The organism is Nocardia sp. FBN12, assembly GCF_054031145.1.
This window is the reverse complement of sequence record NZ_CM132926.1, coordinates 3,214,404-3,230,754: the sequence shown is the minus strand read 5'-3', so window position 1 is coordinate 3,230,754 and position 16,351 is coordinate 3,214,404. Positions and strand designations below refer to the sequence as shown.

General features: G+C 70.1%; 10 protein-coding genes. 5 read left to right on the top strand and 5 right to left on the bottom strand.

The window, feature by feature from the left end; all coding sequences use genetic code 11:
• Positions 1–16: 16 nt before the first annotated feature.
• On the top strand, positions 17–724 hold the full coding sequence (gene ureG / locus ACWZHB_RS15560; RefSeq protein WP_101467244.1) for an urease accessory protein UreG: 708 nt from the start codon (positions 17–19) through the stop codon (positions 722–724).
• A complete protein-coding gene (locus tag ACWZHB_RS15555) occupies positions 714–1,382 on the top strand; it encodes an urease accessory protein UreD (protein ID WP_427908651.1) in 669 nt (222 codons plus the stop codon). Before ureG ends, ACWZHB_RS15555 begins: the two co-directional genes overlap by 11 nt.
• A 61-nt stretch (positions 1,383–1,443) precedes the next feature.
• Here ACWZHB_RS15555 and ACWZHB_RS15550 read toward each other — a convergent pair whose 3' ends face one another.
• From ACWZHB_RS15550 to ACWZHB_RS15535, 4 genes are all read right to left on the bottom strand, one after another.
• Positions 1,444–2,253: a hypothetical protein gene (locus tag ACWZHB_RS15550; protein WP_427908650.1), complete on the bottom strand. Its 810-nt coding sequence runs from the start codon at positions 2,251–2,253 to the stop codon at positions 1,444–1,446.
• 174 nt (positions 2,254–2,427) lie between these two features.
• Positions 2,428–3,834 (bottom strand): NAD(P)/FAD-dependent oxidoreductase, encoded by a 1,407-nt coding sequence (locus ACWZHB_RS15545; RefSeq protein ID WP_427908649.1) that lies wholly within the window; start codon positions 3,832–3,834, stop codon positions 2,428–2,430.
• Between the two features lie 161 nt (positions 3,835–3,995).
• Positions 3,996–4,892 carry a serine hydrolase gene (locus ACWZHB_RS15540; protein WP_427908648.1) on the bottom strand — a complete coding sequence of 299 codons (897 nt, stop codon included), beginning with the start codon at positions 4,890–4,892 and terminating at the stop codon, positions 3,996–3,998.
• Between the two features lie 115 nt (positions 4,893–5,007).
• Positions 5,008–5,214, bottom strand: a complete 207-nt coding sequence (locus tag ACWZHB_RS15535) for a hypothetical protein (protein ID WP_427908647.1) — start codon at positions 5,212–5,214, stop codon at positions 5,008–5,010.
• 189 nt (positions 5,215–5,403) lie between these two features.
• On the opposite strand from ACWZHB_RS15535, the gene recC reads away from it, so the two are divergent.
• From recC to ACWZHB_RS15520, 3 genes are all read left to right on the top strand, one after another.
• Complete coding sequence (gene recC, locus ACWZHB_RS15530) at positions 5,404–8,901, top strand: exodeoxyribonuclease V subunit gamma (RefSeq protein ID WP_427908646.1); 3,498 nt, start codon at positions 5,404–5,406, stop codon at positions 8,899–8,901.
• Positions 8,898–12,260, top strand: a complete 3,363-nt coding sequence (locus ACWZHB_RS15525; RefSeq protein ID WP_427908645.1) for a UvrD-helicase domain-containing protein — start codon at positions 8,898–8,900, stop codon at positions 12,258–12,260. Before recC ends, ACWZHB_RS15525 begins: the two co-directional genes overlap by 4 nt.
• A 67-nt stretch (positions 12,261–12,327) precedes the next feature.
• Positions 12,328–14,382: an AAA family ATPase gene (locus ACWZHB_RS15520; RefSeq protein WP_427908644.1), complete on the top strand. Its 2,055-nt coding sequence runs from the start codon at positions 12,328–12,330 to the stop codon at positions 14,380–14,382.
• A 113-nt stretch (positions 14,383–14,495) separates the two neighbouring features.
• Here ACWZHB_RS15520 and ACWZHB_RS15515 read toward each other — a convergent pair whose 3' ends face one another.
• Entirely contained in the window at positions 14,496–16,340 is a 1,845-nt protein-coding gene (locus ACWZHB_RS15515; RefSeq protein WP_427908643.1) for a DUF4153 domain-containing protein, read from the bottom strand.
• Positions 16,341–16,351: the final 11 nt, after the last annotated feature.

Genomic DNA, 16,351 nt, shown 5'->3' with positions numbered 1-16,351 from the left:
AGAAGAAGGAGCCCCCATGCCGCCCCATCTGATCGATGGCGAACCGCACGACCACAGCCACGACCGGCCCAAGCGCGACCGCGCCGCGGGCGAGGCGCTGCGCATCGGCATCGGTGGTCCAGTCGGCTCCGGCAAGACCGCGCTGGTCGCCGCCCTGTGCAGGCAACTGCGCGACGAGCTGTCCCTCGCGGTGCTGACCAACGACATCTACACCACCGAGGACGCGGACTTCCTGCGCCGCCACGCGGTCCTGCCCGACGAGCGGATCACCGCCGTGCAGACCGGTGGTTGCCCGCACACCGCCATCCGCGACGACATCACCGCCAACCTCGACGCCATCGATGACCTCGTCGCGGCCAACCCGCCGCTGGATCTGATCCTGGTGGAATCCGGGGGCGACAACCTCACGGCCACGTTCTCCTCGGGCCTGATCGACGTGCAGATCTTCGTCGTCGACGTGGCAGGCGGCGACAAGGTGCCGCGCAAGGGCGGCCCCGGCGTCACGTTCTCCGACCTGCTCGTGGTGAACAAGACCGACCTGGCCCCGCTGGTCGGCGCCGATCTGGGCGTGATGGAGCGCGACGCCGCCAAGGTCCGCGACGGCCGTCCCACCGCACTGGTCTCGCTGACCGACGACCCGGCGGCCACCCCGGTCCTGGCCTGGGTGCGCGAGCAGCTGCGGGTCGTCGCCGAACAGGACGCGGCCACCGGCGTTGCGCACTGAACTGAGCATCGTCGCCGCACCGGGCAGACTGCCCCGCATCGACGCGGTCGGCGGCCTGGCCGGGCGCCACACCGGCATCGATACCGTGCACCTGATCGGCACCGCGGCGACCCCGCTCGGTGGGGACGAACTCGATATCACCATCGTCGTCCACCCCGGCGCGCGGCTGGTGGTGCGTTCGGTGGCGGCCACGATCGCCCTGCCGGGTGCGGCCACGCTGTTGTCGAACGCGCACTGGCGCTTCGAGATCGGCGAAGGTGGCGAACTGGATTTCGATCCGGAACCCACGATCGTGGCGGGTGGCGCACACCATCACACCGTGACCACGGTGCGGGTGGCACCAGATGCGCGGCTGCGGTTGCGTGAGCGGGTGCAACTCGGACGAAGCGGCGAGGACGGTGGCGGGTGGCGTGGTGACCTGCTCGCCGACCTCGGCGAGGTTCCACTGCTCCGGCACCGGCTGCAGCTCGGAGCGGATTCGCCGACCGACGATCGGCTCACGACTCCGCGTGCGCTCGACAGCGAACTGGTCTATCCGGACGACCGTCCGGCCTGGTCGGGCAGCGTCGACGAGGTTCGGCTGCCGCTGGCCGCGGGTGGCTCGCTCGCCACCCGAACGAGTAGCCGACTCCGCGCGCTCGCGATTGCCCACGGATAACTGAGGAAATGGCGGTGGGAGCCGGGCGAGGAAAGCCCGACTCCCACCGCGGGGAATTCGATCAAGCGTTGACGAGCTCGGCTGCCGGATCAGCGGCCTCGGGCACCATCCCACGAGGCGGCGCGAGGAAAGCATCCGCCGCGCCGACCGCCGCGCCGATCCCGGCGCCGACGACCGTGATGGGGATCGACACAGCCATGTACGCGGCCATGCCACCCAGGATCGGGCCCGCGACCAAGCCGATCGGCACGAACGGGATACCGGCGACGAGCCCGGCCACGGCACCGCCCGTGCTGGCCATCATGGCGAACGGGATCGCCACGGTGGAACCGACCGCGGCGCCTCTGGCCGCCGAACCGAGTGTCTCGGAGGCGATCCGGTCCGAACGGCTGCGCTCGAGCCCGACCGAGTCGAGGAACGTCGCCAGGTTGGCCTCGGTAGTGGCCGCGGCGTCGTTGATCTGGATCGAGGTGTCGACCGGCACGAAGTCCGGCACCGGAACCTGCTGGTCACCGAAGCGGAACTGCCCCGGCGGGGGCAGGATCGGCGGCACCGGCGCGACCGCGGTCGGCGCGTGCAGCGGTCCCACCGGAGACAGGTAATCCGTTTCCGGCCCCGTCCGCGACCACTGCAGCGAGCTGCGGGTGTTCGCGGGCATCGGCTGGCCCACATACGGAGTGGCGTTGGGCGCCACCGCGTCGAACTCCGGTCCGGTCTGGTGTTCGGGCTGGGTCACCGCCGCCTGCGCGGGATCGGCATTCGCGGTGCCCGTGCCGATCAGGGCCATGACCAGGGGGACCGCTCCGGCTGCGACGACCGAACCTACCTTCTGTCGCTGCAGGTTCGGCGCCCTGTGTTTCCCCGTCGCCATAGATCACCTTTCATCCTGGGGATTGGTCACACATATGACCTCCGACATTCGGACCGGTGCGCGACTCGGATGGGTCCGAAACGACGGCAACCCGCAATACCGGTGTGCGGAAAGGTGATCGGAACGACGAAGGCCGGGTGGTTCGACGGAACCACCCGGCCTCACGTGTCTGTGTCAGCCGATCTTGCGCTGCCCCGCGGTGCCCGCCGGCGCGCCCACGTCGGCCGCGAGTTCCCTGGCTTCGGCCTGATCGGCGTTGACCTCCTCGATCGCGAGCCGCGCGAAGATCCACTGCTCGGTCGCCGCCATCTGACCGCGATTACGGCCGAGGAAGGACACGAACCAGCCGATCACCGTCACGATGCGGCTGCGGTAACCGACGAGGTAGTACAGGTGCAGTGCCAGCCAGGCGAGCCAGGCCAGGAACCCGCTGAACTCGAGCTTGCCGATCTGGCACACCGCGTCGAACCGCGAGATCGTGGCCATCGAGCCCTTGTTGAAGTATTTGAACGGCGCGCGCTGGTCGGGGGTCTGACCGCGCAGCCCGGCCTTGATCGCCTTGGCCGCGTAGGTCGAACCCTGGATGGCGCCCTGGGCCTGACCCGGCACACCCGGCACCGACATCAGGTCGCCGACCACGAACACATTCGGATGACCCTTGACGGTCAGGTCGGGCTCCACGATCACGCGCCCCGCCCGATCGACCTCGGTGCCCTCGGACCGCTCGGCGATCATCTTGCCCAGTGGGCTGGCCTGCACGCCCGCCGACCACACCTTGCACACGGCTTCGATCCGGCGGGTGGTGCCGTCGGCGTCCTTGACGATGACGCCGTGCGCGTCGACATCGGTCACCATCGCGTTGAGCTGGATCTCCACGCCCATCTTCTCCAGCCGCTTGGCCGCCTTGGCACCCAGTTTGGGTCCCATCGGGCCGAGTACCGCGCCCGCGCCTTCCAGCAGGATGACGCGCGCGTCGCGGGGATCGATGGTGCGGAAGGTGCCATCCAGGGTGCGGTCGGCGAGTTCGGCGATCTGACCGGCCAGCTCCACCCCGGTCGGGCCGGCGCCGACGACGATGAACGTCATGAGCCGGTCGCGCTCTTCCTGGGTGGTCGCCAGCTCCGCCTGTTCGAAGGAGCCGAGGATGCGCGCGCGCAATTCGAGGGCGTCGTCGATGGTCTTCATGCCGGGCGCGTAGGTGGCGAAGTGGTCGTTGCCGAAATAGGACTGCTGGGCGCCGGTGGCGACGATCAGGCTGTCGTAGTCGGTCTCGGTGTCGCGGTTGAGTAGTCGCGAGGTGACCTTCTTGTTCGCCAGGTCTACATCGACCACGTCGCCGAGCAGCACCTGCGCGTTCTTCTGCTTCCGCAGCACCAGGCGCGTGGCCGGGGCGATCTCGCCGGTCGAGAGGATGCCCGTGGCGACTTGGTAGAGCAGCGGCTGGAACAGGTGGGTCGACGTCTTGGAGATGAGCGTGACGTCGACATCGGCTCTGCGCAGATGCCGGGTACCGAACAAACCGCCGAACCCGGAACCGATCACCACTACGTGGTGCCGCTTCCCGACAGACTCAGTGCTCATCGTCGCGCTCCTCGACAGACTGGGGTGGGCCCCGCGGTGGTGGTGGTGACAGGGTTAACCGTAGTCGGCTCCGGTGGTGACGTCGCAACAAGAACCCGATCGCGGCGTGTGATGCGGTGTCTCATCGAACGACAAGATCGACAATACGCCGCAGCGCAGGCTCAGCGACCTGCGAGAAGTAGCTGGGCGACCCGGGTGTCGGTTTCGGCACCTTCGGTGTAGCCGCCCGCGCCGCCGAGCGCGTTCATGATCGACAGCGTGTACCGCTCGTCGGCCCCCGCGACGCCGACCGAGTTCACCACCCAGCCGTCTGCTTCGGCCGACCAGCCGTTTTTCAGACCCGGCCGCATCGACGAACCCGCGCCCCACACACCCCAGTGCTGGTTGGAGTCGACCGAGCGCATCCGGTCGAGCAGGTAGCCGAGATCGTCGGGGTGCATGGTGTCGAGGATGGTGTTCATCAGCCGGTCCAGATCGGCGGCGGTGCATTTCTGGAACGACCAGTCCGGGAACAGCGCGCTCGTGGTGGGCTGCGGGATCAGACTGACCATGCCGTAGGCGCGGAACGCGTTGTTGTAGGCCATCCGGTCGAAGCCGATGTACTTGTGCCACAGCACGTCGGTGGCGTGATCATTGGAGGTGGCCAGCATCGCTTCGATATTGAAGCGGTCGTCGGGGGACAGCGCGATGGCGCCGACGCGGGCCCGGTTGAGCAGGTCGGCGGCGATGGCCAGCTTGATCGTGGACGCGGTCCAGACCTGGTTCTCGGCGTGCTCGTTGGCATAGATGCCGCCGGTCTTGCGATCACGCACCACGTAGCCGAGGACACCGGGGCGGCCGGCGAGATAGGCGTCGACCTTGGCGATCCGGGAGCTCATGTCGGCGTCGAAACCGGGCACCGAGACCTGGGTCAACGCGGGCGGCGCGGCATGGGCCGGACCGTTGAGAACAGGGACGCCCGGAGTGAGGGCGGCCGCGGCGGCGAGCAGGCAGGCAGTAGCTGCGACTCGGGAAACGACACGGGTGGAGGGGGAACGGTCACGCACGATGGACCACATTCGCACACCGAACGCCGCAATGCACTAATTCGCCGTAAATCCGGCACCGCGCGACAGCGCTGTGTGACGCCGGATTGTTCTCGCGCAGGGTTGTTGCGGCGCAGCCGAATTGCGCTCAGTGATGCGCGGCGTGCGGGGTGGCGATGGTGCAGCCGTTGAGACGATGGCAGTGCTCGAACGCTTCGCCGTGCCGGTCCAGCGGCCACGAATGCAGCACCTGATCAGGCCCGTAGCGCCGGGAATTGATCAGCTCCCAGCGCGCGCCTGCTCGGCGGACGACGAAGCCGCCACCGGGAACCAGGGGAAACACCTGCGCGATCATGAAACGAAACCAGCCTTTCGCCCGCGGCCGTACTGTCCCACCCGAATCGCAACGATCCCACGCCCGGCGTCGAGGGTGCCGCAGGCGTGGCCGGGACGCGTTGCGGTGTGGCGTATTTCACTAGCCCGGTCCAGTGGTGACGGCGGGGCCGCGCGATTGCGGGTCGGTCGCTGAGCGTATAAACAACGGATGCCGTTGCACCTCCATCGCGCCGAACGCGCCGACGCGCTGGCCGACGGACTCGGGCGTTTGCTGGGGCACATACCCGCCGATCCGTTCGTCACGGAAGTGGTCGCGGTTCCGGCCAAAGGGGTGGAGCGCTGGTTGGCGCAGCGGTTGTCCGGCGTGCTGGGGGTCGTGGGCGCCGGGGCCGGGGTGGCCGAGGATCTAGGCGACGACAGTGCCGCACCTTCTCGTTCCGGCGTGGCGGGGATCGGTCGTGGGCCGGTCGGCGACGGGGTAGCCGCGAATATCGCGTTCCCGGCGCCCGCCGCGCTGGTGGCCGACGTGTTGGCCGGTGCGAGCGGGGTCGCGCCCGCTGACGATCCGTGGACCGGTCAACGACTGGTGTGGACGCTGCTGCGGGTGATCGACGAGATCGCCGACCAGCCGTGGGCAGCCGTCCTGGCGCGGCATCTCGGTCTCCCCGGCACGGACCACCGCCTCGGCAGGCGCTACTCCACGGCCGCCCACCTCGCCGCGCTCTTCGACTCCTACGCCGCGCAACGTCCGCGAGTACTGCTCGATTGGGCAGCGGGTGCGGACACCGACGGTGCCGGTGGACCGGTGCCCGACGACCTCGCGTGGCAACCGCGGTTGTGGCGCGCGCTGCGCACCGCCGTGGATGCCCCGAGTCCCGCCGAACGACTCGCCGACGCCTGCGCCCACCTCCGCGCCGAACCCGCCTCGATAGACCTGCCCGACCGGCTCTCCCTGTTCGGCCTCACCCGCCTGCCCGCCGACCAGTTGGCCGTCATCACCGCTCTCGCCGCGCACCGCGACGTCCACCTCTGGTTGGCGCACCCGAGCCCGGCGATGTGGGCCGTGCTCGGTGATGCTCTGGTGGCCGCCGACGTCGAGGCGACCAGCGACGCGTCGGCACTCGCCGGCACGAAGCGGAGCGACGCCGTCAGTGCCGATGGCCAGGCGAACGAAGCGGCCGTTCGTCCACGCGCGGACGATCACACCGCGGATCAGGTTTCGCACCCGCTGCTCTCGGGGCTCGCCCGCGATGTGCGGGAGTTGGAACTGCGCCTGAACCCGGTGTTGGACAGCGACATTCACCTCGCCGGCGAGCCCGCCGCGAACACCCTGCTCGGCGCACTACAGGCCGCCGTCCGTGCGGACCGTGTCCCCGAGATCGGTGCGGCGCCGGACGGAACTGTCGAAGTGCACGCGTGTCACGGCCCGGCGCGGCAGGTGGAGGTACTGCGGGATCTGCTGTTGACCACGTTCGCGGCGGATCCCACGCTCGAGCCGCGCGACGTGCTGATCATGTGCCCGGACGTGGAGGCGTTCGCGCCGCTGGTGCGGGCGGCGTTCGGCCAGCGCGGGTCGGGGGTGGATCTGCCGACCGAGGGCGAACACCCGGCGCATCAGTTGCGGGTGCGGCTCGCCGATCGCGGGCGGGCGGTGACCAACCCGATGCTCGCGGTGGTGATCGAGCTACTCGAACTGGCCGACGGTCGCGTCACGGTGACGCAGGTGCTCGACCTGGCGGCGAGCGAAACAGTGCGCCGCCGTTGCGGTTTCGACGACGACGACATCGAACGACTGCGCGAGTGGGCGGCCGAGTCCGGCGCGCGATGGGGGATCGGGCAGCGGCAACGTGAGGCGTTCGGGCTCGCCGATTTCGCGCAGAACACCCTCAACGCCGCGGTGGACCGCATCCTGCTCGGCGTCACCGCCGACGAATCGGGCGACGACTGGCTCGATCTGGCGTTACCCCTCGACGATGTCGACTCCAACGACGTCGACCTCGCGGGCCGCTTCGCCGAGTTCATCGACCGGCTCGCGGTCTGCCTGCGCGACCTGCGTGGCCCGCGACCCGCCGCCGACTGGACCACCGTGCTGCTGCGGGCCGTCGACCTGCTCACCGACGTGCCCGCCGCGCAGTCGTGGATCCGCACCGAAGCGCGCCGCGAGATCGTCGCCGCCACCGAGCACGCGGGTGCGACCCCGTTGCGGCTGGCCGACGTGTCGGTCCTGCTGACCAGTCGGCTGGCGGGCGGCCCCGGCCGCGCGAACTTCCGCACCGGCGAGCTCACCGTGTGCACCCTCGTGCCGATGCGTTCGGTGCCCCACCGTGTGGTGGTGCTGCTAGGCCTCGACGACGACGTCTTCCCCCGTCCCGGCAGCGTCGACGGCGACGATCTGCTGGCTCGCCACCCGCTGGTCGGCGAACGCGATGCGCGCAGCGAGGATCGTCAACTCCTGCTCGATGCCGTCATGGCGGCCGGTGACCGGCTGCTGGTCCTGCACACCGGCGCCGACCCGGTCACCGGCGCCGCCCGCCCGCCCGCCGTCCCGGTCGCCGAGCTGCTCGACGTGCTCGCCACCCATGTCGGACCCGCCGCCATGGCCGCCGTCCATCTGCGTCACCCGCTGCAGGCCTTCGACCGCCGCAACTTCGCCCCCGAGAACCCACGCAGCTTCGACACGGTCGCCCTGGCCGGTGCGCGCGCCGCCGCCCGCCCGTCCCGGCCGCGCCCCCCGCTGCTCTGCGCGCCGCTGCCGCCCGTTCCTGTCGCGGATATCGCACTGGCCGAACTGATCTCGTTCGCCGAACACCCGGTGCGCGCGTTCCTGTGGCAGCGACTCGGCCTGCGGGTACCGGAGGAATCCGAGGACATCGCCGATCAGCTCCCGATCGAACTCGACGGTCTGGCGAAGTGGGATCTCGGCGAGCGAATGCTGAGCGCCCGTCTCACCGGCGCCGACCCCGCGGGCTTGCGCGCCGCCGAGTGGCGTCGAGGCACGTTGCCCCCCTTCGGTTTCGGGACCAAGGTGCTCGACGAGGTGGAAGGCACGGTCGACACCCTGGTCCGCACCGCGCTACCCGACTACGAGGCGCCCCCGCGCGCCGTCGACATCGCCGTCGACCTCGGCAACGGCCGCACCCTCGCGGGCACCGTGCCCGAGGTTCGTGGTGAGACGCTGGTGCGCACGACATATTCCCGGCTCGCGCCCAAACACCGTCTCGCGTCCTGGGTCTCGCTGCTCGCCCTCGCCGCCACCGAAGACCGCTCGTGGCAGGCGATCAGTACCGGACGCGGTCAGTTCCGCAGCCGGCCGGTGGCCAGATCGGTGATCACGGCACCCGAAGCGCCCGCCGCACTGGCGATCCTGCGTGACCTGGTCCGGCTGCGCGACGAAGGGCTGTGCGAACCACTGCCCTGCGCGCCCGCCGCCACCGCCGCCTACGCCGAGCGGCGCTTCCGCGGTGACAGCGTCGCCGACGCGCTGCTCGCCGCCGAACACGCCTTCGACGGCGGCCCCAACGGCCCCGACAAGTTCGGCGACCACACCGACCGCTACCTGCGCTATGTGTGGGGTCGCGCCCCCCGATTCGACTGCCTCGCAGGCGAATCGAACCGACCGGGCGAGCCGGAGACCACCCACTTCGGTGCCCTCGCCCGCCGCTGGTGGGCGCCGCTACTCGCCGCCGAAAGCCAGGGACAGCCGTGACCGGGACCGTCTCGGCGCCGACCGCCTTCGATGCCACCGGCCCGCTGCCGCAGGGCACCACGGTGCTCGAGGCCAGCGCGGGCACCGGCAAAACGCACGCGATCGTCGGGCTCGCGGTGCGCTACGTCGCCGAGGCGGGCATCGCGATCACCGAATTGCTGCTGGTCACCTTCAGCCGCGCCGCCACCCAGGAACTGCGCGAGCGCACCAGGGACCGTTTCGTCACGGTGGCGACCGCGCTCGCCGAGCCCGATGCCGCGCGCCACCATCAGGACGAACTCGTCCGGGCGATGGCCGACACCGATCCCGCGACCGTGCGCCTGCGCAGGGGCCGATTGCTCACCGCCCTGGCTGATTTCGACGCGGGGACCATCGCCACCACCCACTCGTTCTGTCAGCGGATGCTCGACGAACTCGGGTTGGCCGGCGAACACGATCCGGGCGCCCGGCTGGTCGAATCGGTGGACGAGCTCGTCGCCACCGTCGCCGACGATCTGTATCTGGCCCGCTACGCCCGCGATCGCGCCCCGTTCACCGTGCGCGATGCGCACACCCTGGCGCTGGCGGCGGTCCACGACCGGCACGCCGAGCTCGCGCCGCGCACCGAGGGCGCCGCGGGCGAGCGAGTCGCTTTCGCGAGCGCCGTGCGCGCGGAGACCGAACGTCGTAAGCGCCGTGCGGGACTGCGTGATTTCGACGATCTGCTGGTTCTGCTGCACGACGTGCTGGCCGACCCGGAACACGGACCGAGGGCCTGCGCCCGGATCCGGCAGCGATACCGGGTCGCGCTGGTCGACGAGTTCCAGGACACCGATCCGCTGCAGTGGGACATCCTGCGCCGGGCGTTCCATCAGCACGCCACCCTCGTGCTGGTCGGTGACCCGAAACAGGCCATCTACGCCTTCCGCGGTGCCGAAGTGCTCAGTTATCTCGATGCCGTGGCTCTGGCGGATCGACGCAGCGAGCTTACCCGCAACTGGCGCAGCGACGCCGGGTTGCTGCGCGCCGTCGACCACCTCTGTGGCGGTGCGGAATTGGGTCACCCCGAGATCAGCGTCTACCCGGTCACGCCGACGCGGCCCGCGACCAGTCTGCACGGCGACCCGGACGTGATCAGTCCGCTGCGCCTGCGGGTGCTGCCGCGGACGGGGGCCGGTCCGCGCAATCGGTCGGGGTTCCCGTCGGTGGGCAGACAGCGGGCCAAGGTGGCCGACGACCTGGCCGCCGATATCGTCACCCTGCTCGAATCCGGCACCAGCATCGACGCCAAACCCCTACGTGGCGGGGATCATTCGCTGCGCGAGGTCGGCGACGGCCGGGCGCGCAGGCCGATCGGACCCGGCGACATCGCGGTGCTGGTGCGCACTCGCTCCCAGATCGATGTGGTGCGAACGGCTTTGGACCGCGTCGGGGTCGCCTCCGTGCTGGCCGGTGGTACCAGCGTCTTCGCGACCGTCGCCGCCACCGACTGGCTGTGGGTGTTGCGGGCACTGGAACAACCGCATCGTGGAGACCGGGTGCGGCTGGCCGCGTGCACACCGATCCTGGGCGTGAGCGCTGCCGAGATCGACTCCGGTGGCGCGGATCTCGTCGGCCGGGTCTCCACCCAGTTGCGCGACGCCGCGCGGTTGTTCGCGCGCGCCGGATTCGCCGCCGTGTTCGACAAGCTCGCCACCGAGACCGACCTCGCACCGCGCCTGCTCGCGGTGGACAACGGCGAACGCGAACTCACCGACCTGCGCCACATCGCGCAGCTGCTCGACGAAGTCGCGCTCGCCGAGGGTTTGGGTCTGACCGCGCTCACCCGCTGGCTCGCCGACCGTGTGCGCGAGCCAGAGGCGGGCAGCGTCAGCGGACGAAGCCGCAGGCTCGACCGGGACGCGGCGGCGGTGCAGATCGCCACCGTGCACGCCAGCAAGGGCCTCGAATTCCCGATCGTCTACCTGCCTTTCACCTGGGACAGCGCCAAGAATCCGTATCCCGCGACGCTGCTGTTCCACGACGACAACGGCACCAGGGTCCTCGATATCGGCGGCAAGGAGGCCCCCGGTTACGGTGAGCGCCAATTGCGGTGTGAGGCCGAGGAATCGGGGGAGGAGCTGCGTCTGCTCTACGTGGCGCTGACCCGGGCGATGTGCCAGGCCGTCGTGTGGTGGGCGCCCGCGGTGACGACCGGTGCCGCGCCGCTGCACCGGATGATGCTGGGCAGGCGGCCGGGTTCGGCGCAGGTACCGCGCCGCGCGGAGATTCCCGCTGATACCGCTGCGGCACAACGGATCGCCGAATGGGCGGCCGCCGCTGCGGAGGTGATCTCGGTGACGATGGTCGACCGTCCCGAGGACGTGGCGCCCCGGCGGGTGCGCACCGAGTTGCCGACCGGCGAGCTGGCGGCCGCGGGGTTCAGCCGCGCGCTCGACCAGCTGTGGCGGCGCACGTCCTACTCGGCGCTCACCGCGGGCGCGCACGACGCCCCCGGAGTGAGTGACTCCGAACCCGAGGACGGCCCGGGCCCGGACGACGAGCCGACCGAGGCGCCGCTCGACGCGCTGACCGGCAGCACTGCCGCGCCGTCATTGATGAATGACCTACCCTATGGCGCCGAGTTCGGCACGCTGGTCCACGGCGTGCTCGAAACGGTCGACACCTCGGTGCCCGACCTGGCAGCCGAGGTCCATCAACGGTGTGTCGAAGCGGTCGAGCACACGATGGCCGAGCTCGATGTCGACGTGCTCGCCACCGCCCTGCTCGAAGTGCTGCGCACCCCCGCCGATTTCGGCTCCCTGGCTGCTGTCGCGACGCGTGACCGGCTCAACGAACTGGAATTCGAGCTGCCGCTCGGCGGTGGTGACACCCCCGGTCCGCGCGCGGCCGGGATGCACGCCGTCGCCGCGCTGCTGCGCACCTACCTGCCCGCCGACGACGATCTGGCCGGATACGCCGATCATGTTGCCGCACTGCCCGATACGGTGCTGCGCGGGTATCTCACCGGCAGCATCGACGCGGTCCTGCGGGTAGCCGACGAGACGGGCGAGCTCCGCTATCTGATCGTCGACTACAAGACCAACCGGCTCGGCACCGGCGACCTCACCGTCGAGCACTACCGTCGCGAACACATGGTCGCGGAGATGATCCGCTCGCACTATCCGTTGCAAGCGCTGCTGTATGCCGTTGCGCTGCACCGTTATCTGCGCTGGCGGCTGCCCGGCTACGACCCGGCTCGCCATCTCGGTGGTGCCCGGTACCTGTTCGTCCGAGGCATGATCGGGGCGTCGACACCACCGGGCCACGGCGTGTTCGATTGGCACCCGTCCGCGGAACTCGTTGTCGCGCTGTCCGACCTGCTCGCGGGGCAGCGATGAAGGCCGGAGCAGGTGATCGCCGGGCGGCGCCCCGGCGACCGGTGTCGACCGTCGAGAGGCACCGATCATGACGTCCATTCAGGTGGCGCAGCGGGGGACCGGGCTGCTGCGGGTGTTCAACGAGGCGGGCGTGCTGTCGGCGGCGGATGTGCATGTCGCGGTGCGGCTGGGTCGGATGGGGCGCGAGGACAGCGAGGAGGTGCTGTTCGCGGCGGCACTGGCGGTGCGCGCGGTGCGCTCGGGATCGGTGTGTCTCGAGCTGGCCCGAATGCGCGAGATCGGCATCGATGCCGACGAAACTCGTGACAGCGCACTGGGAATCGACCCGGCGACGCTGCCGTGGCCGGACACCGATCGGGTGCTGATCGGACTGCGTCGAAGCCCGCTGATCTGTGGTGGGCAGTCCGGTCCGCTGCGCCCGTTGCGGATCGTCGAAGCCGATGCCGAGGGCGGCGCGCTGCTCTACCTCGACCGGTACTACCAGCAGGAACAGATCCTGCGGCGGGTACTCACCGAACGCAGTACCGACCATCCCGTCATCGATACCGACCTTGTTCGCGTGCAGCTGGATCGGCTCTTCGCCGACCCGCTCGGTGACGGCCCCGACCGGCAACGCCTGGCCGCCGCGCTCGCCGCGACGCACTGGACGACCGTTGTCGCGGGTGGACCCGGCACGGGCAAAACCCACACCATTGCCCGCATCCTGGCCCTGCTCACCGCCCACCGCAGCGCCTCGCCGAAGCTGCCCGCCCTGCGGATCGCCCTCGCCGCGCCCACCGGCAAAGCGGCCGCGCGCCTGCAGGAAGCTGTGCGCGAACAAGCCGCCGTGCTGGGCCTCCCCGAACTCGCTGCCTCGACCCTGCACCGCCTTCTCGGCTGGCAACGTGGCCGCACCACCCGATTCCGGCACCACGAACACAACCGGCTGCCCTACGACGTCGTCGTGGTCGACGAGACCTCGATGGTGTCGCTGACGATGATGAGCCACCTCTTCTCCGCCCTGCGCCCCGACACCCGCCTGGTCCTCGTCGGCGACCCCGACCAGCTCGCCTCGGTCGACGCCGGTGCGGTGCTCGCCGACCTCGTCGCAGGCCCGGTGAGCGGCGCGCCCAATCCCGCACTTCGCGAGGTGCTCGATCTCGATGGGTTGCGGGCGAGCCTGTCGCACGCTCCGGGCGCTGAGATACCGGGCGACAACGGTGGCGCCGGCGAATCGGGCGGTGGCCCCCGGGACATTCCCGGCGGCGACTCGCTGGGCTCGGTACCCGGCGTAGCTGCGATTCCAGGGACGTCGGAAGGATCGCCGGTGAATCCGGGAGCGGCGCAGGCACTCACGGCTCTCGAGCAGCGGCGGTTGCAGGGCGGGATCGTCCGTTTGACCAGGGGGCGGCGATTCGGCGGACACATCGCCGACCTGGCGGTCGCCGTTCGCGCGGGCGATGCCGATGCGGCGCTGGCGATTCTGCGCGCGGGCGGCGACGACGTGTCGTTGTGCGGACCCGACGACATCCGTGCTGTGCGGGCGGACGTGACCACCGCCGCTCTCGCCGTCACCGCCGCCGCTGAGGGCGGTGACGCCATCGGCGCACTGACCGCCTTGGAATCACACCGCCTGCTGTGCGCCCACCGCCAGGGTCCCTTCGGTGTCGAGCGCTGGGACCGGATGGCAGCCGAGTGGGCCGCGGCCGGTGGCGCGGGACCCGAAGGGCCGCAATCGGTCTGGTACCCCGGCCAGCCGCTGCTGGTCACCGCCAACGACCACGAAGCCCGTATCTACAACGGTGACACCGGTGTCATCATCCGCCGCCCCGACGGCTCACTGCGCGCCGCACTCCAGCGCGGCAGCGAGCCCTACCTGGTCCACCCCACCCAATTCCCCGCTGTGGTCACGGTTTTCGCCATGACCATCCACCGTAGTCAGGGCAGCCAGTACGACACCGTCTCGGTCGTGCTCCCCGAACCCGAATCCACCCTGCTCACCAGGGAACTCCTCTACACCGCCATCACCCGAGCTCGCACTCACGTTCGCATCATCGGCACGGAGGACTCCATCCGCGCCGCCATCGGACGCCGCGTCCTGCGGGCCAGCGGATTGTCCAGAACCGTTGCGCCACAGGAGTAGTGAGGTGTGCCGCAGTTGTTCGGGATCATCGAGAAGAGCGATCACCGGATCTTCGGCGGTCGAGCGAGCCGCGCTGACGCGGTCGCCCGTGGTGAGCGACCGCGTTCGCGAGGTCAGCGAGCTGAGCTGCGTGACCAGTTCCAGGACCACCAGTGGTCCTCGTCCAAGTCGGTGCGGACGGCGTCTTCGATCTCAGCGCGGAGGTACGAATCACCCAGGCCGTCGAGGGCGGGCAGGATGTCGGGGGAGAGGCTGCTCAGGTAGCCGGCGTCGAGGCGCTTGCTGGCGTGCCAACGGTCGATATTGCGTTCGGCGACAAGGTGTTCCGGGTTGATCACGGCGAGGGCGATGAGGGTGGCTAGAGCCGTTCCGATCGCGGCACGCGGCACCCAGGTCCACCGTAGTCGTGCGATGGCGATCAGCACGAGGACGTAGACGAGGCCGACCCAGAGCTCACACATCGTCACCAGCAGTCGCAGCACCGTGAACCCGTAAGCCTGCTGGTAGGTCCACATCCGGCCGAGCGCCGAACACACGATCACCAGCGCCAGCACGCTCACCGCGCTGAGCAGGATGCGCAGCGACTGGCGATCGGCCGCGGTTTCTTGCACTGACCAGTGCAGTACCGCCAGGATCACGGCCAGTGTCAGAATGCTCACCGCGGACAACTGCCAGAACCCGCTGCGCGCGTACTCGGCATAGGTCAGACCCGCGGTGCGCTGCACGTAATCGTCGCCACCGAACAGTGCGACGAACTGCGCGCCGACGAACACCGCGAACAGCACGGTCAACGCCGCGACCGGCAACATCCACTCACTGCGCGACCACAGCCGCACCGGCCGAACCGAATCCGCCGCACGGGAAGGCGGCCCCGCGAGCAGATACAGCGCCCCCAGCACACCCGCCGTGACGATCACGAACAAGAAGGTCCACTGCCACGCCGCCGGGCCGTCGACGGTCGGAACAAGCCCGTTCAACAGCCCCGCGAAGGTCGCGTCCGCCCCGCCGAGCAGCGGCACGAACACCACCAGCAACGCCGCCGTCGCCGCGACCGAAACCCCGTAGCGCCGCACACTGGAAGTCCCCGCCGACCGCGACTCCCGCAACCCCGAGAACGCCCACGGCACCGCCCCGAACGACGCGAACGGTACCGCGAACATGTCGTGCGCGATGCCACGCACGCTCCGCCGCCCCAGCACCGCCAACGAACCCGCGACACACGCCGCGATCACACACAGTACGAACAGCCAGCCCGCCGCTCGAACCGTCCCGACCCCGAGCAGCAACATCGCCGCTGCCGCCCACCAGACCCGGTCACGGATCGAAACAGCGGGGGAGGCAACCTCCTTCGGCGGCGTTGCGAGGATGTCGGCCGATGCGCGGGCGGGTGGGGTGGTAGCACCGGATATCGCGGAGCGTTCGGACGTACGCTCACCGGACACCGAATCATCAGCCGCTTCGACATCGAGTGGTTGTCCCGCCGCTCCCGAACGGGCATCGGCGGAGCCGGCCTCGGTCGCTGTCGCTGCGTTCGAAGACGCGTTCTCGCGGGCTGGTTCGGTGTCAGCCGTGCGGCCCGCCTCGGAACTGCCGGTGACGGCCTCGTCGGCGTTCGGCGCTGCGAGCTTGTCAGGCACCGAATGTGACAGTGGTTCAGCGGATTTCGCGTCGGAGGAGGTCGGCGCTGTTGTGGGCCGAGCGGTCGCGGGTGCGGTTCCGGTCGTCGGCGCGGATTCTGGTGCGCCCTGCTCACGCGTGCTGAGGGACCGGGCGCGGTAGTCGACCACGCAGAGGGCGCCGGTGATGGCGGTGCCCGCGAGGAGCCAGCCGATACCGGGACGGTCGATCGGGATCACCGTGGCGCCGACGATGCCGGCCAGGGCGGCGGCGGGGAGCACGCCGGGTGGGCGAGCTACGTGCTGCCAGCGCTTGGGTACCGGCGGCAGGGGAGGTGGCATCACAGGTAATG